This window comes from Sporosarcina koreensis (genome assembly GCF_000826145.2).
Lineage (GTDB): Bacteria > Bacillota > Bacilli > Bacillales_A > Planococcaceae > Sporosarcina > Sporosarcina trichiuri.
On sequence record NZ_LN651337.1, the window covers coordinates 1,012,670 to 1,037,360 of the forward strand.

The 24,691-nt window shown below is 55.9% G+C and carries 25 protein-coding genes and 1 other annotated feature; of the genes, 1 reads left to right on the forward strand and 24 read right to left on the reverse strand.

Translation table 11 applies throughout. From position 1 onward, the window contains the following. Positions 1 to 11: 11 nt before the first annotated feature. The 4 genes from priA to gmk form a co-directional block, all read right to left on the reverse strand. Positions 12 to 2,423, reverse strand: coding sequence for a primosomal protein N' (gene priA / locus BN1190_RS10810; RefSeq protein ID WP_040286907.1), 2,412 nt, complete (start codon positions 2,421 to 2,423; stop codon positions 12 to 14). Beyond that, positions 2,420 to 3,628: a bifunctional phosphopantothenoylcysteine decarboxylase/phosphopantothenate--cysteine ligase CoaBC gene (gene coaBC, locus BN1190_RS10815; RefSeq protein WP_040286908.1), complete on the reverse strand. Its 1,209-nt coding sequence runs from the start codon at positions 3,626 to 3,628 to the stop codon at positions 2,420 to 2,422. Before coaBC ends, priA begins: the two co-directional genes overlap by 4 nt. Positions 3,629 to 3,715: 87 nt before the next feature. After that, on the reverse strand, positions 3,716 to 3,940 hold the full coding sequence (gene rpoZ / locus BN1190_RS10820; RefSeq protein WP_040286909.1) for a DNA-directed RNA polymerase subunit omega: 225 nt from the start codon (positions 3,938 to 3,940) through the stop codon (positions 3,716 to 3,718). A gap of 5 nt (positions 3,941 to 3,945) precedes the next feature. Continuing rightward, positions 3,946 to 4,563 carry a guanylate kinase gene (gene gmk / locus BN1190_RS10825; protein WP_040286910.1) on the reverse strand — a complete coding sequence of 206 codons (618 nt, stop codon included), beginning with the start codon at positions 4,561 to 4,563 and terminating at the stop codon, positions 3,946 to 3,948. Between the two features lie 138 nt (positions 4,564 to 4,701). Between gmk and BN1190_RS10830 the strand changes: the two genes are divergently transcribed. Continuing rightward, positions 4,702 to 6,393 (forward strand): Rqc2 family fibronectin-binding protein, encoded by a 1,692-nt coding sequence (locus BN1190_RS10830; RefSeq protein WP_040286911.1) that lies wholly within the window; start codon positions 4,702 to 4,704, stop codon positions 6,391 to 6,393. A gap of 379 nt (positions 6,394 to 6,772) precedes the next feature. Here the strand turns inward: BN1190_RS10830 and pyrE are convergent, their stop codons facing one another. The 20 genes from pyrE to BN1190_RS10930 all read right to left on the reverse strand — a co-directional run bounded on the left by pyrE (position 6,773) and on the right by BN1190_RS10930 (position 24,668). Continuing rightward, positions 6,773 to 7,402 carry an orotate phosphoribosyltransferase gene (pyrE, locus tag BN1190_RS10835; RefSeq protein ID WP_040286912.1) on the reverse strand — a complete coding sequence of 210 codons (630 nt, stop codon included), beginning with the start codon at positions 7,400 to 7,402 and terminating at the stop codon, positions 6,773 to 6,775. Continuing rightward, entirely contained in the window at positions 7,402 to 8,118 is a 717-nt protein-coding gene (gene pyrF / locus BN1190_RS10840; RefSeq protein ID WP_040286913.1) for an orotidine-5'-phosphate decarboxylase, read from the reverse strand. Before pyrF ends, pyrE begins: the two co-directional genes overlap by 1 nt. After that, on the reverse strand, positions 8,115 to 9,029 hold the full coding sequence (locus BN1190_RS10845) for a dihydroorotate dehydrogenase (protein WP_040286914.1): 915 nt from the start codon (positions 9,027 to 9,029) through the stop codon (positions 8,115 to 8,117). Before BN1190_RS10845 ends, pyrF begins: the two co-directional genes overlap by 4 nt. Continuing rightward, complete coding sequence (locus tag BN1190_RS10850; RefSeq protein ID WP_040286915.1) at positions 9,026 to 9,802, reverse strand: dihydroorotate dehydrogenase electron transfer subunit; 777 nt, start codon at positions 9,800 to 9,802, stop codon at positions 9,026 to 9,028. The genes BN1190_RS10845 and BN1190_RS10850 overlap by 4 nt, the downstream gene beginning before the upstream one ends. Before the next feature lie 55 nt (positions 9,803 to 9,857). After that, positions 9,858 to 11,132 (reverse strand): dihydroorotase, encoded by a 1,275-nt coding sequence (locus tag BN1190_RS10855; protein ID WP_040286916.1) that lies wholly within the window; start codon positions 11,130 to 11,132, stop codon positions 9,858 to 9,860. Further along, positions 11,098 to 12,009, reverse strand: a complete 912-nt coding sequence (locus tag BN1190_RS10860; protein WP_040286917.1) for an aspartate carbamoyltransferase catalytic subunit — start codon at positions 12,007 to 12,009, stop codon at positions 11,098 to 11,100. Before BN1190_RS10860 ends, BN1190_RS10855 begins: the two co-directional genes overlap by 35 nt. Positions 12,010 to 12,164: 155 nt before the next feature. Then, complete coding sequence (locus BN1190_RS10865) at positions 12,165 to 13,478, reverse strand: solute carrier family 23 protein (RefSeq protein WP_040286918.1); 1,314 nt, start codon at positions 13,476 to 13,478, stop codon at positions 12,165 to 12,167. A 29-nt stretch (positions 13,479 to 13,507) separates the two neighbouring features. Continuing rightward, positions 13,508 to 14,050: a bifunctional pyr operon transcriptional regulator/uracil phosphoribosyltransferase PyrR gene (gene pyrR, locus BN1190_RS10870; protein ID WP_040286919.1), complete on the reverse strand. Its 543-nt coding sequence runs from the start codon at positions 14,048 to 14,050 to the stop codon at positions 13,508 to 13,510. A 244-nt stretch (positions 14,051 to 14,294) separates the two neighbouring features. Then, positions 14,295 to 15,203 carry an RluA family pseudouridine synthase gene (locus BN1190_RS10875; RefSeq protein ID WP_040286920.1) on the reverse strand — a complete coding sequence of 303 codons (909 nt, stop codon included), beginning with the start codon at positions 15,201 to 15,203 and terminating at the stop codon, positions 14,295 to 14,297. Further along, positions 15,203 to 15,682, reverse strand: a complete 480-nt coding sequence (gene lspA / locus BN1190_RS10880) for a signal peptidase II (protein WP_040286921.1) — start codon at positions 15,680 to 15,682, stop codon at positions 15,203 to 15,205. The genes BN1190_RS10875 and lspA overlap by 1 nt, the downstream gene beginning before the upstream one ends. Positions 15,683 to 15,820: 138 nt before the next feature. Continuing rightward, entirely contained in the window at positions 15,821 to 18,577 is a 2,757-nt protein-coding gene (gene ileS / locus BN1190_RS10885) for an isoleucine--tRNA ligase (protein WP_040286922.1), read from the reverse strand. Positions 18,578 to 18,664: 87 nt separating this feature from the next. Continuing rightward, positions 18,665 to 18,880 (reverse strand) — a binding site (T-box leader). 51 nt (positions 18,881 to 18,931) lie between these two features. After that, on the reverse strand, positions 18,932 to 19,441 hold the full coding sequence (locus BN1190_RS10890) for a DivIVA domain-containing protein (RefSeq protein WP_040286923.1): 510 nt from the start codon (positions 19,439 to 19,441) through the stop codon (positions 18,932 to 18,934). Between the two features lie 88 nt (positions 19,442 to 19,529). After that, entirely contained in the window at positions 19,530 to 20,306 is a 777-nt protein-coding gene (locus tag BN1190_RS10895) for an RNA-binding protein (protein ID WP_040286924.1), read from the reverse strand. A gap of 75 nt (positions 20,307 to 20,381) precedes the next feature. After that, entirely contained in the window at positions 20,382 to 20,666 is a 285-nt protein-coding gene (locus tag BN1190_RS10900) for a YggT family protein (protein ID WP_040286925.1), read from the reverse strand. Positions 20,667 to 20,685: 19 nt separating this feature from the next. Further along, a complete protein-coding gene (locus BN1190_RS10905; protein WP_040286926.1) occupies positions 20,686 to 21,156 on the reverse strand; it encodes a cell division protein SepF in 471 nt (156 codons plus the stop codon). Then, complete coding sequence (locus BN1190_RS10910; protein WP_040287285.1) at positions 21,153 to 21,845, reverse strand: YggS family pyridoxal phosphate-dependent enzyme; 693 nt, start codon at positions 21,843 to 21,845, stop codon at positions 21,153 to 21,155. Before BN1190_RS10910 ends, BN1190_RS10905 begins: the two co-directional genes overlap by 4 nt. A 57-nt stretch (positions 21,846 to 21,902) precedes the next feature. Beyond that, positions 21,903 to 22,160 carry a PRC-barrel domain-containing protein gene (locus BN1190_RS10915; protein ID WP_040286927.1) on the reverse strand — a complete coding sequence of 86 codons (258 nt, stop codon included), beginning with the start codon at positions 22,158 to 22,160 and terminating at the stop codon, positions 21,903 to 21,905. Between the two features lie 77 nt (positions 22,161 to 22,237). Beyond that, positions 22,238 to 23,023: an RNA polymerase sporulation sigma factor SigG gene (gene sigG, locus BN1190_RS10920; protein WP_040286928.1), complete on the reverse strand. Its 786-nt coding sequence runs from the start codon at positions 23,021 to 23,023 to the stop codon at positions 22,238 to 22,240. 93 nt (positions 23,024 to 23,116) lie between these two features. After that, a complete protein-coding gene (gene sigE, locus BN1190_RS10925; RefSeq protein ID WP_040286929.1) occupies positions 23,117 to 23,827 on the reverse strand; it encodes an RNA polymerase sporulation sigma factor SigE in 711 nt (236 codons plus the stop codon). Further along, positions 23,817 to 24,668, reverse strand: a complete 852-nt coding sequence (locus BN1190_RS10930; protein ID WP_040286930.1) for a sigma-E processing peptidase SpoIIGA — start codon at positions 24,666 to 24,668, stop codon at positions 23,817 to 23,819. Before BN1190_RS10930 ends, sigE begins: the two co-directional genes overlap by 11 nt. Between the last annotated feature and the right edge of the window lie 23 nt (positions 24,669 to 24,691).

Below are 24,691 nucleotides of genomic sequence, written 5' to 3' on the forward strand. Positions count from 1 at the left end.
TTCTCGCCCCGTCAATAGATGACGACCGGGGATTTATCCACAGACAGCAGGAGCCCGTCTTTGATCCATCCGGTGCGGTAATGACGGATGAGCGCCTGCAGTGTCTCTGTCAGTTTCGGTTCTTTTTTGTATTTTATCAGACATTGGTACCTATATCTATTATTCACCCGGCTGACCGCCGATGCTGTCGGTCCGATCAGCACACTTTCCGGACTGAGCCTCTCTGTCAGGAAACGTGCCGCCTTTTCAGCATACTCGACGACTTTCAGCAGGTTCTCATGGCTGAATTGGATGTTGACGATATAGTAGAACGGCGGATAGCCGAACTGCTTGCGCGCCCCCATTTCCATCGCATAGAACGGCTCATAGAGCTGGGCCTTCGACAGTTCGATCGCATAGTGTTCAGGGGTATAGGTCTGTATGAAGACCTCCCCTTCCAGTTCATGTCTGCCGGCCCGCCCGCTCACCTGCGTCAGCAGCTGGAACGTCTTCTCGGCAGCCCGGAAGTCGGCCAGGTGGAGGGTCGTGTCGGCTGCGAGCACGCCGACGAGCGTGATGTTCGGGAAATCGAGCCCTTTTGCGATCATCTGGGTGCCGAGCAGGATATCCGCTTTCCCTTCACCGAACTTCTGCAGGAGGCGGGCATGCGACCCTTTCTGCCTTGTCGTGTCGACGTCCATCCGCAGTACACGGGCTTCCGGGAACAGGCGGCCGATCTCTTCCTCCGCCTTTTGCGTCCCTGTGCCGAAGAAACGGATATGCTCACTGCCGCATTCCGGGCATTCTTGCGGAACCGCGTCTTCGTGACCGCAGTAATGGCATTTCAGGCTTTCACTGGCCCGGTGGTAGGTCAGGGAGATGTCGCAGTTCGGGCATTGGATCGTCGTGCCGCAGTCCCTGCACAGTACGAAAGAAGAGAATCCGCGTTTGTTCAGGAACAGCACGGTCTGCTCATGCCTGTCCAGCCGTTCCCGGATCGCTTCGGCGAGAGGGACGGAAAACATCGACCTGTTGCCTTCCTTCAGTTCGTTCCGCATATCGACAACATGGACGGACGGGAGTGCCAGCTCTTTCACCCGGACAGGCAGCTCTAGAAGGTGATAGAGCCCTTTCGAAGCGCGTGCATACGATTCAAGTGCAGGGGTTGCGCTGCCAAGTATGACCGGACAGCGGTTGTAGGCAGCGCGCCAGATCGCGACGTCGCGCGCGTGGTAGCGCGGTGAGTCTTCCTGCTTGTAGGTCGATTCGTGCTCTTCATCCAGGATGATGATGCCCAGATTTTCGAAAGGAGCAAACACAGCCGACCTTGCGCCGACGACCACTTTCACTTCCTTCCGGTGGATCCTTCGCCATTCATCATACTTCTCGCCCGCAGAAAGGGCGCTGTGCATGACAGCGACCTGATCATCGAAACGTTCCTTGAAACGCGATGTCATCTGCGGGGTCAGGGAGATCTCAGGCACGAGGACGATCGCCTCCCGGCCGTTTTTCACGACTTCCTCGATCGTCTGCAGATAGACTTCCGTCTTGCCGCTGCCGGTAATGCCGTGGAGAAGGAATACGCTGTCCTGTCCGTTACGGAATGCGTCCGTCACCTGCCCGACCGCCTCCTGCTGATGGGCGGTCAGCTCACGGGGGACGGCAGCCTCTTCCATGCGGACATCTTCCGGCTCCCTGTACACTTCTGTCTTATTCTCCTGCGCCGCCCCTTTGTCGATCACACTTTTCAGGACGGTCGCAGTGACGTCCGCCTCTTTCAGCAGACGTCCGGCTTCCATCGATTCACCTGCATGGCTGAGCATCCACTCAAGGAGCCTGCGCTGTTTGGCTGCCTGTCTGGACAGCCCGGACAGAACCCCCTCGATCGAAGCCGCATCCTGGATGGTGATCATACGGACTTTCTTGACCGCGGTCTGCTGCTTGACGAGTGTTTCCACACGGACCGCTCCGCTCGCTGCGGCGGCCTTCAGCTGTTTCAGCAATTCGGGGGTATCCGCCATTTTCAGCGGCACCCGTTCCCTGCCGCCCATCATATCCATGAGTGCCTCGCCTTGGATCCCATCGGGCTTCATAGCGACGATGAATTTCTCGTACTTCGCACGCATCGCTGCCGGCAGCATGACCTGCAGGGCATCGATCCGGTAGGCGAGCGTATCTTCCGCCAGCCATTTCGACATTTCGAGCAGTTCCGGCGACAGGACCGGTTCGAAATCGATGAGCTGCTCGACGGACTTCAGCTTGGTCTCATCCAGACCGCTCGTCTCTTTCAGCCCGACGACATAACCTGCCACTTTGCGCGGACCGAATGGCACTTTGACCCGCATGCCGGGCTCGACGAATCCGCGGAACAGTTCCGGGATCTTATAGTCGAAAGGCCTGTCGATCGGATAGGCGGCAACATCCACAATCACTTCTGCGATCATTGCGCATCAGATCCCTGCGCCGCGACAGCTGTCAGAAGCTCCTTCGCAAGCGCCCGTTTTTCCATGGCGGGAAACGGTGTTTCACTGCCGTCTTTCGACAGGAGGGTCACGACGTTCGAATCGCTTCCGAAACCGCCTGACGGATCCGTCACGTCGTTGACGATGATCCAATCCAGGTTTTTCGAAGCGAGTTTCCCTTTTCCGTACGTGATCGCATCATCCGTCTCAGCTGCGAACCCGATGAGGCATTGGTGCGTCTTCCGGTCACCGAGTGTTTTCAGGATATCGGCCGTGCGTTCCAGTTCCAGCACCGAATTGCCTTCTTTCTTCTTCATCTTGTTCGGATGCACGGTCTGCGGGCGATAATCCGCGACAGCCGCCGATTTCACGACATAATCGGCATCATCATACTGCGCAAGCACGGCTTCCAGCATTTCAGCAGCACTTTCGACACGGACAACCGCCGCACCTTCAGGAGGATCGAGTGCAACCGGCCCTGTGATCAGGACGACGTCCGCCCCCAGTGCGACTGCGGCTTCCGCCATCGCATAGCCCATCTTGCCGCTTGAAAAATTGGAGATGTACCGCACAGGATCGATCCGTTCCAGGGTGGGGCCGGCTGTCACGACCACTTTCTTGCCCGCAAGCGGACGCTGCGGCTGCTCTGTAAAGAAGGCAGCGGCCAGTTCTGTGATCTTCTCGGGTTCTTCGAGACGTCCCCTGCCGACATAGCCGCAGGCCAGGAACCCTTCCGACGGTTCGATGAATTCATAGCCGTCACGCGCCAGACGGTCGATGTTCCGCAGGACTGCCGAATGCTCGTACATATGGACATTCATGGCCGGCGCTATCCAGACCGGGGCTGTCGCCGCAAGCAGCAGTGTGGTGACCATATCGTCCGCGATCCCGTTCGCGAGCTTGCCGATGACATTCGCGGTCGCCGGAGCGACTATGATCAGGTCTGCCCAGTCGGCAAGGTCGATATGCGCGATGACGGAGGAGTCCTTCTCATCGAATGTATCCGTATAGACATCATTCCGGGACATGACCTGGAACGACAGGGGCCGGACGAATTCCGTGGCGGATTCCGTCATGACCACCTTGACCGCCGCACCTGCCTGGCTCAGTCTGCTCACGAGTGCCACCGCCTTATAGACTGCGATGCCGCCTGTCACGCAAAGTAAGATCTTTTTGTTTGTCAGCAAGATGTTCAATCCTTTCCAAAAATGACAAACTCCCCAAGAAAATCGATTTCTAAGGGAGCGTCCATTTCTTATTCAGCTTGGGAGTTCTCAGATCTCGTCTTCATAGACGATCGAATCATCGGTCTTCTGCTTGTTCAGCAGGCCGGCTGCAACTTCTTCCAGTGCTTTGCCGACATTTTTGTGCGATCTGTACTTCATCGTCTCTTCGTTATGGTTTTCCTGGATATCACGGGCGCGCTTCGCTGCCAGTGATACGAGCGTGTACTTCGAATCGATCTTCTCTTTCAGTGAATCTACCGATGGATACAGCATTGGTTTCATTCCCCTTCCAGCATAGCTAAATAGCGTTCTTCGACACGTTCTCGTCTGCAGTGCTCCGCTGTGACGATGGCGTTGATGCGGTCGCACGCTTTCGAGACTTCGTCGTTCTCCACGACATAATCATACAGATCCATCATCTCGAGTTCGTCCCGCGCTTTTGCAACGCGCGATGCGATGACTTCGAGTACTTCCGTGCCCCTGCCGACGAGCCGCTGCTCCAGATGCGACAGGCTCGGCGGCGCCAGGAAGATGAACAGTCCGTCCGGCATCTTTTCACGCACTTGCGCTGCGCCGACCACTTCGATTTCGAGAAAGACATCCCGACCGGAGTCGAGCGTCTCGTTCACATAATCGAGCGGCGTCCCGTAGTAGTTCCCTACATACTCGGCGTGCTCCAGCAGCTTGCCCTCCGCGATGAGGCGTTCGAACTCCTCGCGCGGACGGAAATAATAGTCGACGCCATCCGTCTCGCCTTCCCGCGGCAGCCGCGTCGTCATCGAAATCGAATATTCATAATTCGTATCCGGCTGTGTGAACAGTTCTTTCCGGACAGTCCCTTTTCCGACACCCGAGGGGCCGGACAGGACAATCAAAAGCCCTCGTTGTTTAAACATGGAATCCCTCTTCTAAACTATAGTCTTTCTTTTCAAATCAGCCCTGACCGGGAACGATCCGAAGAATGTATTCGTATTATACCATATGTCAGCCGTCTAGTGCTAAAATGGAGAAAACGAAAAGAAAGAGGAATTCACATGGCATTTGACGGGTTGTTCACAACCGCGATGAGACGCGAACTGCAAGCAATCGAAAACGGCCGGATCACGAAGATCCATCAGCCGAACGCCCAGGAGATCGTGCTGGTCATCCGTGCTGAGGGACAGAACCGGAAACTGCTGTTTTCGGTCCATCCTTCCTATGCACGTGTCCAGTTCACGGAAGAGACGATCCAGAACCCATCGGAACCGCCGATGTTCTGCATGACGATGCGGAAACACCTGGAAGGGGGCACGGTGACCGCTGTCCGGCAGACAGGCACGGACCGCATCCTTACATTCAGGATCCGTTCGAAAAACGAAATCGGCGATGATATGGAACGCGAAATCATTTTCGAGACCATGGGCCGGCACAGCAACTTTGTGCTGATCGATCCGGAACGCAATATGATCGTCGACAGTCTGAAGCACCTGCCGCCTGCGGTCAACAGCTACCGGACCATCATGCCGGGCCAGCCGTATGTACCGGCACCCGCCCAGGACAAACTCGATCCGTTCGAACTGACGGAACAGGAATTCGACACACTGCTGCCGGAATTCGACTCGCCGAAAGCGGTCGTCGGCCGTCTGTCCGGCTTCTCTCCCGTCCACGCCGAGGAGCTGCTGTACCGGATGCACAATGCGGACAGCCCGCGGGCATTCGATGTGTACAATGAATTCGTGCGCACTTTCTCGGACGGTCCATTCAGACCGAATGCAGTCGAGAAGGACGGCAAGCTGCTGTTCTCGGCAGCGGATCTGACCTTCACCGGTCAGCCGCCGACGCTCTATCCGACTCTCGGCGAATTGCTCGACAAAGTGTACTTTGCACGTGCGGTCCGTGAGCGGGTGAAGGCGCAGGCCGCCGATCTCGAGCGCTGGCTCGACAACGAGATCGCGAAATTGAAACTGAAAGTCCAGAAACTCGAGAAGGAACGCAAGGATGCCGGGCGGCTCGATACGTTCCAGCTCTACGGCGAACTGCTGACCGCGAACAGCTATGCAATCGGGAAAGGGCAGAAGGAAGCGGAAGTCGACAACTATTATGAACAGGGCACGACGGTCACCATCCCGCTCGATCCGCGCAAGACGGTCATCGAGAATGCCCAGCGCTACTTCTCGAAATATGCAAAAGCGAAAAATGCATTGATCCAGATTGCCGACCAGCTCGAAAAGGCAGCCGAGGACATCAGCTATTTCGAAATGGTGAAGCAGCAGGTCATGCAGGCATCGACCGATGATATCGACGAAATCCGGGATGAACTGGCAGATCTCGGGCTGATGAAAGCACGGAAAGGCAAGAAGAAAGCGAAGCCGAAAAAGCCGATGCCGGAGTCCTACGTGTCGACGTCGGGCACCAAGATCTCCGTCGGCAAGAACAACCGGCAGAACGACTGGCTGACATCGAAGCTGGCCGCCCGCAATCATATCTGGCTGCATACGAAGGACATCCCGGGCTCCCATGTCGTCATCCATGACGAACAGCCCGATGACGGGACGATCCAGGAGGCGGCAGCACTTGCTGCCTATTTCAGCAAAGCGCGCGGCTCCGCTTCCGTGCCGGTCGACTTCACGGAAGTGCGGCATGTGAAAAAGCCGAACGGCTCGAAACCCGGCTTTGTTATCTACTTTGAACAGCAGACGGTCTATGTCACACCGGACGAGGACCTCGTCCGCAAACTGAAAGCATGATCAGCACACCGGCAGGGCAGCAGCCCCGCCGGTTTTTTCGTATTCCCAGTGGTTATTGGCGGTCCTTGCAGCAGGGACGCCCCGGGAAACTTGAAAGTGATCATAAACCAGACCATTCCGCTCATAAATCCGGAAAAGTGATCATAAAACCAGGATTCCGCTCATAAACGTCCGGATCTGCTCATAAAACCCCGAAAGTGATCATAAACAGGCCCGCTGCGCTCATAACTTCACAATCAGCCTCCGTCCAGCCCCACTCCCGCGGCCAAACTCTCGATGATCTCCGCTTCCTTCCCCGCAGGATGCTTTTCCAGCCGATCAAGATATCATTCCTTCCTGGAACCAAAAAAGAAGCAGGGGAGGCCATCCCTGCTTCCTGTCAATTGTGCAGTGCCCCTGTCTTCAATCTGCCGTGCCAGTCCTTCAGCGGAGCCAGGGATTCCTGGCGGATGGCGCCTGTGCGTGCCGCCACTTCGGCCAGCGCATCGAAATCCGTCAGACTTGTATACGTCAGATCCGCTTCCGCGAATGCCTGATCGGCGCTGTCGAGACCATATGTAAAGATGGAGACGATCCCTTCCACGGGTATACCCTCATCACGGAGTGCTGCCGCTGCCGTCAGACTGCTGCCCCCTGTCGAAATGAGATCTTCCACGATGATTGCGCGGTCCTCCGGTTTCACACGGCCCTCGATCTGTTTACTGCGTCCGTGCCCTTTCGCTTTCGACCGGATATAGACCATGGGCAGGCCAAGGATGTCCGCAACCCAGGCAGCGTGCGGGATTCCTGCTGTCGCTGTTCCCGCGATGACTGTTGTGTTTGGATACTGTTTGCGGATGATCTCCGCAAGCCCTTCCGCCACCCGGCGCCGTCCGGCCGGGTCGGACATGATCAGCCGGTTGTCACAGTAGATCGGCGACTCGATGCCGGACGCCCATGTGTACGGCTCGTCGGGACTGAGTGTCACAGCCTCCGCGTTCAGCAATATTTCTGCAATCTCCTGTTTCATCATCGTCCATCCATCCCTTTCCATTGATTCACGATTTCCCGATAGGCTGTGAGCGGATCCGCCGCCTGGGTGATCGACCGGCCGACGACGATATGTGTCGATCCGAGCTCCCTCGCCTGCGTTGGGGTTGCGATCCGCTTCTGATCGTGCGCCGCATCATCCGCCATCCGGATGCCCGGCGTCACTTTCAGGAATTCCTTCCCACAGGCATCGGCGATCTTCCCTGTCTCCAGGACAGAGCACACGACGCCGTCCAAGCGGGCTGTCTGCGCGAGCTTTGCATAATGCAGAACGGACTCATCAAGCGTCCGTCCGATCAGCTGTTCACGCTGCATCTGTTCTTCGGTGGTGGAGGTGAGCTGTGTCACCGCTATGAGCGAAGGGCGCCGTCCCCCTGCCGCCGTCCCCTTGTCAAGCCCTTCCAGCGCCGCTTCCATCATGGCCGCACCGCCAGCCGCGTGGACATTGACCAGATCCGCGCCAGTCTGAGCGATTGAAGTCATCGCCGACTTCACCGTATTCGGGATATCATGCAGTTTCAAATCGAGGAACACGTCGAACCCTCTCTCTTTCAGCTGGTGGACGACTGCAGGACCTTCCTTATAGAACAGCTGCATCCCGACTTTCACGAACGTTCCTGTCTCGAACGGCTCGAGGAAGGTCATGGCCGACTGTCCGTCTTCAAAATCGAGTGCGATGATCGGTGATGTATTCATACTCTGTGGCTCCTTCCGATTAACTCCGCTGCCGTGGCTGCCCCGATTTCATCAAGCGCTGCCGGCAGTTCGCGGATGATCTCCGGGCAGACGAACGGATTGACGAAGTTCGCCGTACCGACGGCGACCGCGCTTGCGCCCGCCGACAGGAAGTCGATGACGTCCCCTGTGTCCGTCACGCCCCCCATTCCGATGATCGGGATTCCGACTGCCCGGCTCACTTCATGGATCATCCGTATCGCGACGGGCTTCACCGCAGGGCCGGACAGCCCTCCTGTCCTGTTCGCGATGACAGGCTTGCCGGTTTTCCGGTCGAGCCGCATGCCGACAAGTGTATTGATCATCGTCAGTCCGTCTGCACCGGCTGCTTCGACAGCTTGTGCGATCACAGTGATGTCCGCGACATTCGGCGACAATTTCACATAGACAGGCACGGACGATACGGCTTTGACCGCCGCCGTCAGTTCGCCGGCGAGAACCGGATCCGTGCCGAATGCGATCCCTCCGCATTTGACATTCGGACACGAGATATTCAGTTCCAGCGCCTGGACGTTCGGCGCTTGTGAGATCGCTTCCGCCACCTGGACATAATCAGCCACTTCGGAACCCGCGACATTCGCGATGATCGGCACGTCGATCTCTGCAAGCCGCGGCAGTTCATCCTGCAGCACGCTGGCCAGGCCGGGATTCTGCAGGCCGATGGCATTCAGCATGCCGGCTGCCGTTTCTGCGACACGCGGCGTCGGGTTTCCGAAGCGCGGCTCCAGAGTCGTCGCTTTGATCATAATCGCGCCGAGCTGGGACAGATCATACAGATTGCCGTACTCCTTGCCGAAGCCGAAACAGCCTGATGCCGGCATGATCGGGTTCTTCAGTGACAGGCCCGGCAGTTCCACCGCCAACCGGTTCATATGGCCACCACCCCTGCTGGGAATACCGGTCCGTCCGAACAGACTTTGACGTACGGCCGGCTGTCAGTTTCTTTCGTTTCACAGACACAGGCGAAGCAGGCGCCTATGCCGCAGCCCATCCGCTGCTCGAATGACAGGTAGCCGGGTTTGCCGGCATACGCCTCCTGCACTGCGGACAGCATAGGTGTCGGTCCGCATGTATAATAGACAGAGAAATCGACAGGATGCGCACGTAGGGAATCCGTCACGAATCCCTTCTCGCCGGCAGTGCCGTCAGCTGTGACGATCCGCGTTTCGCCGAGTGCTGAGAATTCCTGTTCATAGAAGACGGCGGATGCCGTCTGGAACCCGAGCACGTGGACAACACGGACACCCGCAGCTGTCAGCTCTTTCGACAGCTGGTAGAGCGGCGGCACCCCGATGCCTCCGCCGACCAGCAGTACCGTTTCGCCCGGCTTCGGCTGCCCGCTCGGAAACCCGTTCCCGAGCGGTCCGAGTACGTCGACGGAGATACCCACAGCTTTTTCCGCAAGGATTTGCGTCCCTCTTCCTTCCGCCCGGAAGATGATCGTCATCCGCCGGCGGTCCCTGTCATAGGAAGCGATTGAAATTGGCCGGCGGAGCAGCGGCTCATATGTATCGGTTACCCGAATATGGACGAACTGGCCGGGCGATGTGATTTCCGCCGCCAGTTCCCCTTCCAGCTCCATTTCCATGATGCGGTCAGCAAGCTGACGTTTGCTTCGAATGACCATCTTGTCTTGCAGTATCATTTGCGGACCTCCTTTGCTGTCATCCTGTCTGTTTGCTCTGTCTTATCTGTGTTTCCTATTCCTTATCTTCATAGACTGTCTGTCCGCCGTACAGCGTCATGACAGGCCATCCTGTACATGTCGTCCCTCCGAATGGCGTGTTCTTGCCTTTTGAGAGGAATGACGCCGGCTCGATCGTCCGTTCTGCCGACAGATCGAGCAGCACGAGATCCGCCGGTATTCCTTTTGCGAGCTTCCCGTAAGGAAGGCGGAATACGTCAGCCGGCTTACCTGCAAGCCAATCCACAAGCTGCTTCAGCGACCAGTCCCCGTTTTTTACGAAGTGCGTATACAGAAGCGGGAAGGCTGTTTCGAACCCTGTGATCCCGAACGGCGCCTTCTTGAATCCTGCCGCTTTTTCCTCCGCTGTATGCGGTGCATGGTCAGTGGCGATGAAATCGATTGTGCCGTCGAACAGCCCTTCTCTCAGAGCTGCCAGGTCCTCATGTCCCCGGAGCGGCGGGTTCATCTTCCACATCGCGTCGTCGCCGGGAATATCGTGCTCGGTCAGCAGCAGATGATGCGGTGTCACTTCAGCGGTGACACGCACGCCTGCCCGTTTCGCATCCCGGATCACCCGGACGGATTCCTTCGTGCTGACATGGCATACGTGGTAGTGGGCGCCTGCCGCTTCAGCGAGCAGGATGTCCCGTGCAATGTGGACCGACTCAGCCACTGACGGGATGCCCGGCAGTCCGAGTTCCTTGTTGCGGATCCCTTCGTGCATCGCGCCGCCATAGATCAGTGTATTGTCTTCGCAATGGGCGACGACCGCCATATCGAGCTTCGCGGCATCCTGCATCGTCTCGTACATCATCCCGGCTTCCTGGATGCCGACGCCGTCATCCGTGAACGCGAAGGCACCATGCGCTTTCAGTTCTGCAAGGTCCGTCCGCTCCTTCCCGGCTTCCCGGATCGTAATGGATGCGTACGGCAGCACCCGGATCGATGCATGCTGGCGTATCAAGTCATTGACGTATTCCAAATTTTCCGCCGTGTCCGGGACAGGCCGCGTGTTCGGCATTGCGCAGATTGTCGTATAGCCGCCTTTTGCCGCCGCTTCCGTACCGGTCGCAATCGTCTCTTTCCGTTCTCCGCCCGGTTCACGCAAGTGGACGTGGACATCGACGAACCCGGGTGCGAGACAAAGCCCCTTGCCATCGATCAGTTCTGCATCGTTTTCCGCAAGTCCCTTCCCGATTTCCTCGATCCGCCCGTCCCGGATACGGACGTCCTTCAGGTCTTCGGGTGTTTCATCATATAGCCAGATATTTCGGAGCAGCTTGTGCATGTACGTTTCCTCCCCGTAAAATCATTTCCATCGCTGCCGCGCGGATATAGACACCGTTCTCCACCGCTTCGTAGACACGCAGCTTCGCATGATGCATGAGTGATTCAGCGATTTCGACACCCCAGTTGATGGGCGCAGGATGCATGATGATTGCATCCTCTTTCAACTTTGCTGCGCGTTCTTCGGTCAGACCGTAGCGGGCGTGGTATTCCTCTTTCGAATAGCTCATCTTTTCATCATGGCGCTCGTGCTGCACACGCAGCAGCATGACGACATCCGCTTTTCCGATGATCTGATCCCACTCCGGCAGCGCATCGTAGTCGCCGGACCATTCCGGCGGGCAGACGAAACTGACGTTCGCACCGAGCTTCCTCAGCGCTTCGGCATTGGAAGCGGCGACGCGGCTGTGTGACAGATCTCCTGCGATGACGATATTCAAGCCGCGGAAACTGCCGAATTCCTCTTTGATGGTGAACAGGTCCAGCAGCGACTGGCTCGGATGCTGACCAGTGCCGTCCCCTCCGTTGAAGACGGGGATCCTGATGCCTTCCAGCTGCTTGTAATAATCCTTTTCGGGATGACGGATGACCACCGCGTTGACACCGAGCGCTTCCAGGGTCTTCACTGTATCGAACAGCGTCTCCCCTTTTGTCGTGCTCGAGTGGCCCGGATCGAACTGGATGATCTCAAGACCCAATTTCCGTTCCGCGATTTCGAAGCTCAGTTTCGTCCGGGTGCTCGGTTCGAAGAACAGGTTGCTCACCAAGTATTTCCCGGGCAATTCACGGATGCCGTGGCGCTTCAAATATTCCGCATAATTCAGGATCTCCATGATTTCCTCTTCGTTGAATTGTGTCATTGTCAGTAAGTTTTCCATGCTGTCATCCTCCTTTAGTTGAGGAAAGGCCGTAAAAAAAGCCTTCCCGGCAGGCAGGAAGGCTATTTATGTACAGACGGGTCCTGTCAGTCCAGGACACCATTCACATAAACCTTTCCTTGTCTCTCAGTACAATGTTAAAAGGTCACGCGTATTCAGTTGTCTTTGCTGATGAAGATCGGATCTTCCGGATGATCCTCGAGTGTCTGCTTCTCCCGGCCAGGCAGCAGCAGATTGAGCAGCACGCCGACGATCGCTGCCAGTGCCATCCCTTCGATATGGAATGTCTCGCTGAAATTGAGCGAGGCGCCGCCGATGCCGATGACCAGGATGATCGACGTGATGACCAGGTTGCGCTGGTTGTCGAAATCCACATGGTTGTCGACGAGCATACGGAGGCCGGATGATGCGATGATCCCGAAAAGCAGGATCGAAATTCCGCCGAGCACCGCTGTCGGAATCGTTGCGATGAGCGCCATCACTTTTCCGAGGAACGAAAACAGGATGGCGAACACGGCGGCTCCGACGATGACATACACGCTGTAGACCCGGGTGATCGCCATGACGCCGATGTTCTCGCCATACGTCGTCTTCGGCGGTCCGCCGAGCAGACCGCTGATCAGCGTCCCGACCCCGTCACCGAGCAGCGAGCGGTTCAGCCCCGGATCGCGGATGAAATCCCGCTCCACGACCTTGCCGAGCACGAGCTGATGGCCGATATGCTCGGAAATCGTGACAATCGCGATCGGCACCATGATGAACAGCAGTGTCGGTGTCACGACGAAGTCATATGTGACGCCCGGAATCAGGAAGTCCGGAAATGCGAACCACTTCGCCTCCATGACAGGCTGGAAGTCCAGGATACCGATGACCGCCGAGTAGATGTAGCCGATGATGATTCCGATCAGCACAGGCATCAGGCTTATGACGCCGCGGAAGAACATCATGCAGATGACCGCGGCGGCCAGCGTGACGATCGCTGCCGAAAAATGAAGAAGACTGTAGGTGGACACGCCGTCCACGTCGATGCGGCTCGCCATCCCGACAGCCGTCGGTGCGACTGCGAGACCGATCACCATGATGACCGGCCCGACAACGACCGGCGGCAGGATGTTCATGATCCACTTATGCCCGGTCTTCCAGATGATGAGTGACACGATCGCGTAAACAAGTGCGACGAACATGCTGCCGATCATGGCGCTGCCGATTCCGCCTGTTTTCGTCGCCACCTGGATCGGTACGATGAAGGCGAATGAGGAGCCGAGGTAGGCGGGCACTTTCCCCTGCGTTATGACGATGAACACCAGTGTTGCGATTCCGCTCGTCAGCAGTGCGATTGCAGGGCTCAGTCCGACGAGCTGGGGGACGAGTATCGTCGCCCCGAACATCGCGAACATATGCTGGAGACTGAGCGCAAGCCATTTGCCGGCTTCCGGTTTTTCATGGACGTCCAATACTTTTTCTGCCATTTGCATACAGCCTCCGAATCTTGGGTCGATTATCTGGAATGGATGGTGACACTGTCTTCGCTGTCGGATTCCGTCAAGTTGACGACGACCCGCTCACCGCTCGATGTCGGGATGTTCTTCCCGACGAAATCCGGGCGGATCGGCAGTTCCCGGTGTCCCCGGTCGACGAGCACCGCCAGCTGGATCGCTGCCGGCCGGCCGAGATCCATGACCGCATCCATCGCAGCCCGCACAGTTCTTCCTGTATAGAGCACATCATCGATCAGCACGACCTTTTCATCTGCCAGGCTGTAGTTGATATCGACCTGTTTCACCAGGGGCTCCTTGTTCTCGTATTTCAGTCCGAGGTCATCCCGGTACAGCGAAATATCGAGTTCGCCTGTCCGGATTGGGCGGCCTTCGATCTGTTCGATCTTCTCCGCCAGCCGGGCTGCCAGGAAAGCTCCCCGTGTCTTGATGCCGACAAGTATGCAATGGTCGATCCCTTTGTTGCGTTCGATGATTTCATGGGCGATCCGTGTCAGTGCACGGTTGATCGCACTTTCATCCAAGATATTCGCTTTTTCTGCCATTCCGGTTCCTCCTCGATTTCCACTTGTGACGTCTCAGCGGCATGTCTGTGCCCAAACAAAAAACCTTCCGGCCGTCGTTCGGGCAGGAAGGTTTGCATGCGCAATCGTATCCAGATGACAGCCTCCCCCTCAGGCAGGCGTCCTGGAAATCCGTGCATCCTTCCCAACCTCTCTGGATTGGCATTAAAGGTCCGCTATTCGATTTCTATTACAAGCATACCGTGTTCCGGAATGCGCGTCAACCTTATTTTGCGCGCATCTCATCCAGCAGCTGTCTGTAATTTTCAGGCAGCGGCGTTTCGAATTCCATATACTCGCCGGATACGGGATGGACGAATCCGAGCGTACCTGCGTGCAATGCCTGTCCGTCGAACTCGATCGTCTTTTTCGGTCCGTATTTCGGATCTCCCGCAAGCGGATGGCCGATATATTTCATATGGACACGGATCTGATGGGTCCTCCCCGTCTCCAGCCGGCATTCGACGAGTGTGAAATCCCCGAAACGTTCCAGCACTTTGAAGTGGGTGACGGCATTTTTGCCGTTATTCTCGACCGCCATGCTCTGCCGGTCTTTCGGATTCCTGCCGATCGGCGCGTCGATCGTGCCGTTGTCATGCGGGATATGTCCGTGCACGAGGGCTGTATAGACACGCGTCACTGATTTCGCCATAAGCTGATCCACAAGCGAGGCATGGGCCTTGTCGTTCTTCGCTACCATGAGCAGCCCGGAAGTATCCTTGTCGATCCGGTGTACGATCCCGGGGCGCATGACGCCGTTGATGCCCGACAGGTCGTCACAATGATACATGAGACCGTTCACAAGCGTCCCTGTCGTATGGCCGGGTGCCGGATGGACGACCATCCCGCTCGGCTTATTGACGACAAGCACATCCTTATCTTCATAGACGATATCAAGATCCAGATCTTCTGCAGGGATATCGAGTTCTTCCGGCTCCGGCTCATCGACCGTCAGCACGTCGCCGTCCTTCACCTTGTAATTCGCCTTCACCGTGCTGCCGTTGACAAGCACGATCCCCTCTTTCACCCATTGCTGGATGAGCGTCCGTGACCAGTCGGGATTGGCGGCTGTCAGTGCTTTGTCGATCCGCTCCCCGGCTGTTTCGTGTTCGATGATGTATTGAATCTGCTCCATTAGTCCACCTTTGCTTTCTTATCCTTTTTTTCTTCCAATAAAAGATGCAGGATGACGAGAATGACACCGATCGTCAATGCGGCATCCGCCACGTTGAATATCGGGAAATCATAGTTGATGACCGGGATGAGGACACTGACGAAATCGACGACTTCCCCGCGTACCATCCGATCGATGAAGTTACCGATCGCTCCGCCCAGCAGCAGCATCAGTCCCCAGGCGAACAGCGGCCTGCCTTTCGCTTCCTTCTGGAAGAAGTAGACGATGCCTGCGATGACCGCGACCGTCACGATGGCGAACAGCCACATCTGCCCTTCCAGCATGCCCCATGCCGCGCCGCGGTTCCGATGGGACAGCAGACTGAGATACGGGTCGATCAGCGGAATACGCTCCCGGATTTCCATTGAAGATACGACTGCCCATTTTGTCAGCTGGTCGAGCAAAATGACAATCACCGCGATACTGTAATAAATCAGCAAACCTGTTCCCTCCGTCCTGCAGTGTCGGTTTAAGTTTATCATACCCCGGAGGGCTGCGTACACGCCAAACGGCACGTCACGCAAAAGACACTGCAGCAGCCGGCTGGCCGGCGTCTCTGCAGTGTCGGATGTTGTCAATTATGCGTAATGGTGCGATACGACGTCTGCACAGCGTGCGCACAGTTCCGGATACTTGCCGTCCTGCCCGACCGTTTCTGAAATCGTCCAGCAGCGTTCACATTTTTCACCGGACGCTTTCCCGACGGCGATCTTGCCGGACGGGAATTGTTCCGCCTGTGCAGGCAGCTCCGATTCCGGCATGACGCTGAATTCCGAAACGATGAAGAACTGGGCGAAGTTGATGTCCCCGGTTTCAAAAAGCGGAGCAAGGTCATCGCGGAGCGCGACGGAGACATGCGCCTCGAGCGATTTGCCGATCACTTTGCTGTTCCGTGCTTCTTCCAGTGCTTTCAATACATCATCGCGGACAGCCATCAGCTGGTCGAATGCGCTGCGCAGTTCTTCGGTTCCGAGATCCTGCGCATCCGGCATATCCGTCAGCTGGATGCTCTCTGCTGTTTCATGCTCGAGATACGCCCACATTTCATCCGCTGTATGCGGAAGGATCGGTGCTGCGAGTTTGAGCAGGGTGATCAGCGCTTCGTACATGACCGTCTGCATCGCCCGGCGGTGCGGATGGTCCGCAGCTTCGATATAGACGACGTCTTTTGCGATATCCAGGTAGAATGAGCTCAATGTGTTCGTACAGAACGAGTTGATGGCATGATAGACGACTGCGAATTCATAGTTCTCATACGCATCGCGCACTTCGCGGATCAGGTCCTGCAGTTTCGCGTAGACATACTGATCGACAGGACGGAGCCCGCTGAACGGCACTGCATCCTCCGCCGGATTGAAGTCTGACGTATTACCGTGAAGGAACCGGACCGTGTTGCGGATCTTCCGGTACACTTCGGACACCTGTTTGAAGTTCGAGTCGGACACGCGGACGTCCGCTGTATAGTCGACGGAAGCTACCCACAGGCGCAGGATATCGGCACCGAACTGGTTCATCACTTTGGACGGCAGGATGACGTTGCCGATCGATTTACTCATTTTACGGCCTTCGCCGTCGAGGGTGAAGCCATGGCTCAGCAGTCCCTTGTAAGGGGCGATGCCGTTGATGGCGACGCTTGTCGTCAGGGATGAGTTGAACCATCCGCGGTACTGGTCGGAGCCTTCCAGGTACAGGTCCGCCGGATACGACAGGTCGTCACGCTCCACAAGCACACCCTGATGGGTCGATCCCGAGTCGAACCAGACATCCATGATATCCGTCTCTTTCGTGAACGAACCGTTCGGGCTGCCCGGATGAGTGAACCCTTCCGGAAGCAGGTCTTTCGTGTCCCACTCGAACCAGATGTTCGATCCGTGTTCACGGAACAGATTGGAAATGTGATCGATCGTCTCATCTGTGATGATCGGCTCGTCATTCTCCGTATAGAATACCGGGATCGGAACACCCCATACACGCTGCCGGGAAATACACCAGTCCCCGCGGTCGCGCACCATGTTGAACAGGCGCGTCTCGCCCCAGGCCGGCGTGAACTTCGTGTTGCGGATCGCTTCCAGCAGTTCACCGCGGAATGACTCGATCGACGCGAACCACTGGGACGTCGCCCGGAAGATGACCGGTTTCTTCGTCCGCCAGTCGTGCGGATAGGAGTGGGTGAAGAATGACAGCTTTTCGAGTGCGCCAACTTCCTTCAGCTTTTCGGTGATCGCTTTGTTCGCGTCTTCGTAGAAGAGGCCTTCGAACATCGGGGCCTCCGCCGTCATGACACCGCGGTCATTGACAGGGGACAGGACGCCGAGCCCGTATTTCTTGCCGACGTGGAAGTCATCTTCCCCGTGGCCGGGTGCTGTATGGACGCAGCCCGTACCTGCATCTGCTGTGACGTGTTCGCCGAGCATGACGAGGGATTCACGGTCATAGAGCGGATGGCTTGCAGTCATCAGTTCAAGTTCGCGGCCTTTGTATTCGCCTGCTGTCTCATAATCCTCCCATGCAAGTTCCTCTGCCAGCTGTTTGACGAGGTCCTTTGCCACGAGGAACTTTTTCCCGCCTGTTGCAACAACCGTATAGACGAAGTCCGGATGCACGGAAATACCAAGATTTGCAGGAATCGTCCAAGGTGTCGTCGTCCAGATCAGGAAGTTGACGTCATCGTCCAGAAGACCTTTTCCGTCACGGACCGGGAAGCTGACGTAGATGGACGGCGACTTTTTGTCCTGATACTCGATCTCCGCTTCCGCCAAAGCGGTTTCCGATGATGGGGACCAGTAGACAGGCTTGAGTCCTTTGTAGATATAGCCTTTTTTCGCCATATCACCGAACACTTTGATCTGCCGCGCTTCAAATGCAGGCTTCAGTGTGATGTACGGGTTCTCCCAGTCACCGCGCACACCGAGCCGCTTGAATTGCGAGCGCTGGTTGTCGATCTGCTGAAGGGCGTATTCTTTGCACATTTCACGGAATTCCGCGATGCTGTGCTCTTTCCGTTTGACCCCTTTGTTCACGAGTGCCTGCTCGATCGGCAGACCGTGCGTATCCCAGCCCGGCACGTACGGCGCATGGTAGCCCGTCATGGATTTATGGCGGACGATGATATCCTTCAGCACCTTATTGAGCGCATGCCCCATATGGAGATCGCCATTCGCATAAGGCGGTCCGTCATGCAGGATGAACACCGGCCGGCCTTTTGTGCGTTCCTGCACTTTCCGGTACATGTTTTCCTGATCCCATTTCTCCTGCATCTGCGGTTCTTTCGTTGGCAGGCCGCCGCGCATCGGGAAGTCCGTTTTCGGCATCAGCAGTGTTTCTTTATAATCCATTCCAATTCCTCCTCGGTTTCTAGTCATCCAAGCTCGGTCCCAAGCACGTACATCCACTATCCTGAACGCTAAAAATCCCCGTCCCCAAAAAGGGACGAGGATTGTGCTCGCGTTACCACCCTAGTTGCAGCTGCGTCATACAGCTGCCTCTCGAACACCGTAACGGGGTGTGTTCCGGGACTGCGGTCGGCAGTCCGGCTCCGGAGTGATCTTCCTTCCCATGTGTCTGGCCGGGCTCCCACCCTCCCCGGCTCGCTGGCATCACACCTGTCTGGAAAGTACTGTCTCTTTCAGCGCCTGTCTTGTAATATGAACCATATTATAATTGCGGCAGGGTCTTTCGTCAAGCTGCGGTCACTCGTCGTCTGCGGCCGCTGTTTCGAGCTTCTTCGTGTTTGCCTCATATTCCAGCAGTTCATCCCAGTCATCCATTTTCACTAGGTCCAGCTGGGCTTCGATCAGCATGCGGAAGCGGTTTCGGAAGATTTTCGACTGCTTCTTCAAGTCGTCGATTTCCATCGAGATTTCACGGGAACGGGAGAGTGCTTCATTGACGATGCGGTCTGCATTCTTCTCCGCTTCCTTGATGATCAGCTTCGCTTCCTGTGTGGAGTTGCGGCGGACGTCTTCAGCCGCTTCCTGCGCCACCATGATCGACTTCTGCAGCGTATCCTCGATCGCATTGAAATGCGCAATCTGATCTTCGGTCTCCTTCAGTTTGCGTGTCAATTCCTTGTTTTCGTTCATCAGGTTTTCGTAGTCTTTCATGAGCTGCTCCAGGAATTCGTTCACTTCGTCTTCGTCGTAGCCCCGCCATCTGCTGCCGAACGTCTTGTTATGTATATCAATTGGTGTAAGCGCCATTCAAGTCTCTCCCCTTTTGATGATCTTAATGCATCTACCGTTGACTATAACAGAAAACCGGCTTTTTCTAAAGTCCGTCCCTGAAAAATCATTCCAACTTCCCGGCAACCAGACGGATCTTGTCCTTTTTCGTGCGCCCTTCGATGGCGATCACTTTGAAGCGCCCGTACCCCCGGACGGATAGCACGTCCGATTCGTTCAGTTCGAAAGACGGCTGCTCGACGACACGCCAGTTCACTTTCACTTTTCCGCCTGTTATATACGAAGCCGATTTCTGCCTGGCACTATTGAGCAGTGAAGACAGGACGGTATCCAGGCGGAGGGAGCTGACAATCCGGGTCTCCTCCGTCCATTCTTCGTCCGTCTCGATATACTCTTCGGGCGTGCCGACTTCTTCAAGACGGACTTTCGCTTTTCCGGCGGATGTGAAATTCGCCTCCAGATACGCGCCGATTTCCGAGGCGGCTGCAAACTGGGCGGCTTCGCCTTCCAGACGGATGTCCCCGAATTTCGAGCGGTCGAGACCGAGCCCCATCAGGGAACCGAGAATGGCCGGGTGTTCGAGTGTCACGAATTTCGCCGCATAGCGGATGGCGAAGACGGCAATCTGGAAATCTTCCTCCGTCGGTGCATAATAATCGGGATACAGAAGCAGCCGTTTCCGTTCGGCCTCCTGGAAACCGCCGTGTTCCGCTGTCAGGAGGCCGCTTCCCCGGACCACCGACTGGACGATGAACCGCTCACGCGGATCGAGGAAACCTGTCAGTTTCGGGGAATAGAGGTCCTCGACTTCCCGGACCCAGTCCTGCACGAGTTCGACAAAGGGCTGTTCTTCTTTTCTGAAATGCTGCAAGATGCCATCCATTGGTCTGTCTCCTTATAAAAAAATCCCCACGGAGTGAGGATGTGATGTTTTCTGTCAGGTCTGGTAATCCTGTACTTACAGGACATTCAGCAGCCAGATGAATATCGATGCGAGCCCTCTTTCGATCAGACGGAGCGCAAGCAATGCTACGATTGGAGAAATATCGATCATGCCGAGCGGCGGGATGAATTTCCGAAAAAACCCCAAATAAGGTTCTGCAATCTTTTCTAGAATCCTTCCGAACGCAGTATCCCGCGAAGCCGGCACCCATGACATCAGGATATAGATGACAAGAGCTATCGAGTAGACAGTCAGCGCTAAGCTGATCACTTTAAATAGTTGAAGCAGTAATAAATCCATTACGGTCGGTACACCTCATTCAGTTTCTTTCATTCATATAGTCGGAGATGGAGCCATTCACTTCGACGTTTTCAGGCACGCAGAGGAATATATCCGTGCCGATCCGCTGGATGTCCCCGTTGAGCGCATAGACGGAACCGCTCAGGAAGTCGACGATCCGGACGCCCTGATCGCGGTCAATCCGCTGCAGGTTGACGATGACAGCACGCTTGTTCATCAGATGCTCGGAAATGTCCTGGGCTTCTGCATAGACCCTCGGTTCCAAAAGAACGACCTTCGATGATTTCTGGACGCTCTGGAGGCTGACAATGTTCCCGGCCGGCTGGTTTTCACGGGATGGTTTCGGCATCGGGGCGTTTTTCATCGGAGCCGGTTTGCCCGGCTTGCGCTCCTGTTTCACAGGCGCCGGCTGCCGGACTTCCGCCTCCTGGGCTGCCGCTTCTTCCTCGTCAAGGTAGAACCATTTCTCGAATTTGTTTTTGATGCTCATTCGTCTCCCCCGCTTTCCGAACCGACGAGTGCTGTCCCGATCCTCACATGGGTTGCGCCCTCTTCGATTGCAATGATGTAGTCATTTGACATCCCCATGGACAACTTCGTCACCGGTGCATGCGGCATCTGCTTGGCAGCAAGTTTGTCCCGCAATTCGCGGAGACTCCTGAACACGGATCGGATCAGCTGATCGTCTTCCGTATTCGGTGCCATCGTCATCAGGCCGATGACACGTATCTTATCGTATTCGCGCAGCTTACTGATGAATTCTTCGGTCTCGTCCGGAGCAAGACCCGATTTTGAAGCTTCACCGGAGACGTTGACCTGTACAAAGCAGTCGATCGGTTCGACGGCACGTTTCTGGATCTCTTTCGCCAGGCTGAGGCGGTCGAGGGAATGCAGGTAGTCGATCCGTTCGATGATCTCCTTCACTTTGCGGCTTTGGACATTCCCGATGAAATGCCAGACCGCACCTTGAGGAATCACTTCCTGTTTGGCCAGAAGCCCTTCCGGACGGTTCTCCCCGAGATGGATGATCCCTTCGCCGAGAATTTCCTTTGCGCGCTGTCCGGACACCTGTTTTGTGACTGCAACGACTGTTACGTCCCCGCGATCCCTGCCGGCCCGTTCACACGCCTGGCGCACGTCCTCTTCGATTATGGTGATTCGCTGTTGTAAACGTGTCATCATCTTCACTACTTTTCTGGATACTTTGTTCCATTGTACCAAGCAGTGCGTCAGTTATCAATGATTAGTCATTCCAGGGGGCAGTTTCTTTTGGATCAGCACGATATCTTTACCGATGGTGACCACTTCCTCATATCTCACCTGTTTCTGGTCCTTGACCCGCGACTCCATGAATAACGAGCGCTCCGTACCACCAATATGAAGCGTCTGTATTTTACCGTCTGTGACATCGATCGAAGCATCCTGTACGAAACCGAGAAACTTCCCGCGGTTAAGATCGATCACTTCTTTCTTTTGGATTTCTGAAAACCGCATAGAATCCCTCCTTCTTCACAGTCTATGCACAAGCCCGCAAAAAAAACGCAATGCGCGATGCACATTGCGTCAAGTCATTATTTGCTCTGTTCCATGCCAGCTCGTATTTGAGCGATCGCCTGCTTTTCGAGCCTTGAAATCTGTGCCTGGGAAATCCCGAGTTCTTTTGCGATTTCCGTCTGTGTCTGGCCGAGGTAGAAACGTTTGGAGAGGATCAGCTGCTGCCGGCCGTCCAGCTCGGTCATCGTTTCCTTCATCGACACGTACGTCAGCCAGCGTTCTTCTGAAACCGTTTTGTCATGCAGCTGATCCATCATATAGATCGGATCGCCGCCATCTCCGTTCATCGGCTCGTGGAGTGACATCGGGTCCTGAATTGCGTCCAATGCAAGCAGGATGTCCTCTTCCGGGATTTCTGTCAGCGCTGCCAGATCCGATATTCTCGGTTCACGCTGATGTTCGTTGATGAAATCTTCCTTCGCACGGATGGCTTTATAAGCGATATCCCGCAGCGACCTCGACACGCGGACGGTATGGTGATCGCGCAGATGGCGCTTGATCTCCCCGACGATCATCGGGACAGCGTATGTTGAAAACCTGACATTATGTTTTAAATCGAAGTTGTCGATCGACTTCAGCAAGCCGACACAGCCGACTTGGAACAGATCATCCGCCGGTTCACCGCGATAGGCGAACCGCTGGACCAGACTCAGGACGAGACGTAAATTGGCTGTCACTAACTCATCACGTGCGGATTCATCGCCGCTTTGCAGGCGGATGAACGTCTCTTTCATTACCTCACTCGACAGAAGCGGCAAAGTAGATGTATCGATACCGCAGATTTCCACTCTTGTACGTACCATCTGAATTCCTCCGTATTCTGTAGATGACTGTACAGGATAGCTTATCCCCGGAGTGGTGTTCTATTCGGTTTTCGATACCGCCAATTATACCCATCAGGTGATCGGCTGGTTGAGCCGTTCACGCAGATCCGAAATGATTTTCTTCTCGAGACGTGAAATATAAGACTGGGAAATGCCGAGCAGGTCGGCCACCTCTTTCTGCGTCATCTCCATCTTCCCTGTCAGGCCGAAGCGGCATTCCATGATATGGCGTTCACGATCACTGAGCGTCGTGACCGCTTCGATCATATGCTGGCGCTCCATCTTCTTTTCGACATCGTCCGTAATGATATCTTCATCCGTCCCGAGTATGTCGGACAGCAGAAGCTCGTTGCCGTCCGCATCGGAGTTCAGCGGCTCATCGAACGAGATTTCCGAACGGAGACGGTTCGTTTTCCTGAGATGCATCAGAATTTCGTTTTCGATGCAGCGTGAGGCATACGTTGCCAGTTTGATGTTCTTATCGCTTTTGAACGTCTCGATCGCCTTAATGAGACCGATCGCCCCTATACTGATCAAATCTTCGATATGCGTATTCGTATTATCGAAACGGCGGGCGATGTAGACGACAAGCCGGAGGTTCTTCTCGATCAGGCGATCGCGCGCCTGCTGATCCCCGGCCATATAGGCGGCGATCGTCTCGGCCTCTTCCTCGCGTGTGAGAGGTTTCGGCAGCGACTCATGACCGCCGATATAAAATGTTCCGTTCTTCTTCTTGAAGATCCCAGACAAGACTGCAAGCCATTTCTTCAGTTCATGTAGCATGCACCATTCCCCTTTCTTCTCCTGTTTCCAAGGCTGAGACGTGTAAGATTGCGGACGCCTGATGCGGATACCGGGTGTTCTCTGAAGTCAGTACAATGTAGCCTGGGTCAAGCCGCCGGCCGCCTTCAAGGACCCATTCATCGAACCGGATGCCGACTGCCCAGCCGGTGCCGTCCACTGTCTGGATCCGTATCAGGCGCAGCAGCTTCCGGCTGTCTTCAGGAAACGTCGACAGGTCGGGAATGCCTGTATCCAATGCGTTTTCCAGGCGGCGGAGCAGGGTTTCCGGTATGGCCTCCCGGACAGCACGCAGCGAGACGAAGTGGACGGCATCATTTGACAGCGGTTCCGTGCAGCTGTTGCCCGTATCGATGAACACTTCAACGGGGAGGGAGCGGCCGAAGAGCCGAAGGACGGAAGAGCTCCGGAATTCCGAAAGCCGGCTCAGCTGGCGGACAGACAGCCATTTCCCTTTGACGAACTGCAGCACAGCGAATGCCAGTCCTGCAAAAAGTGCTGTCCGGACATGGCCCGCCTGCCCCCATTCGCTGAAGGGGATCGCCGAGAGCAGTCCGCCTGCCAGGAGGGCGCCCATCAGTACGAGTCCCGCTGCACCGGCCAGCTGCTTCATCCTGAACCCGAAAGCTGTGCCGACCATCAGAAGCAGGGCGGCACCCGAAGCGGCCAGTGACCCTTGGAAGATAACCGCCGGCAGTGCTCCTGCAAATGCCGCGGCAGCGAGACGCTTCCTGCTGGTGCGCATCTGCCCCGCAGCATTGGCGAACGCCAGTACAGTGTAATTGAATACCAGATTGACACCGATCATGATTTCTCCATACATAGGCTGTCCTCCTTGTCTGCAAG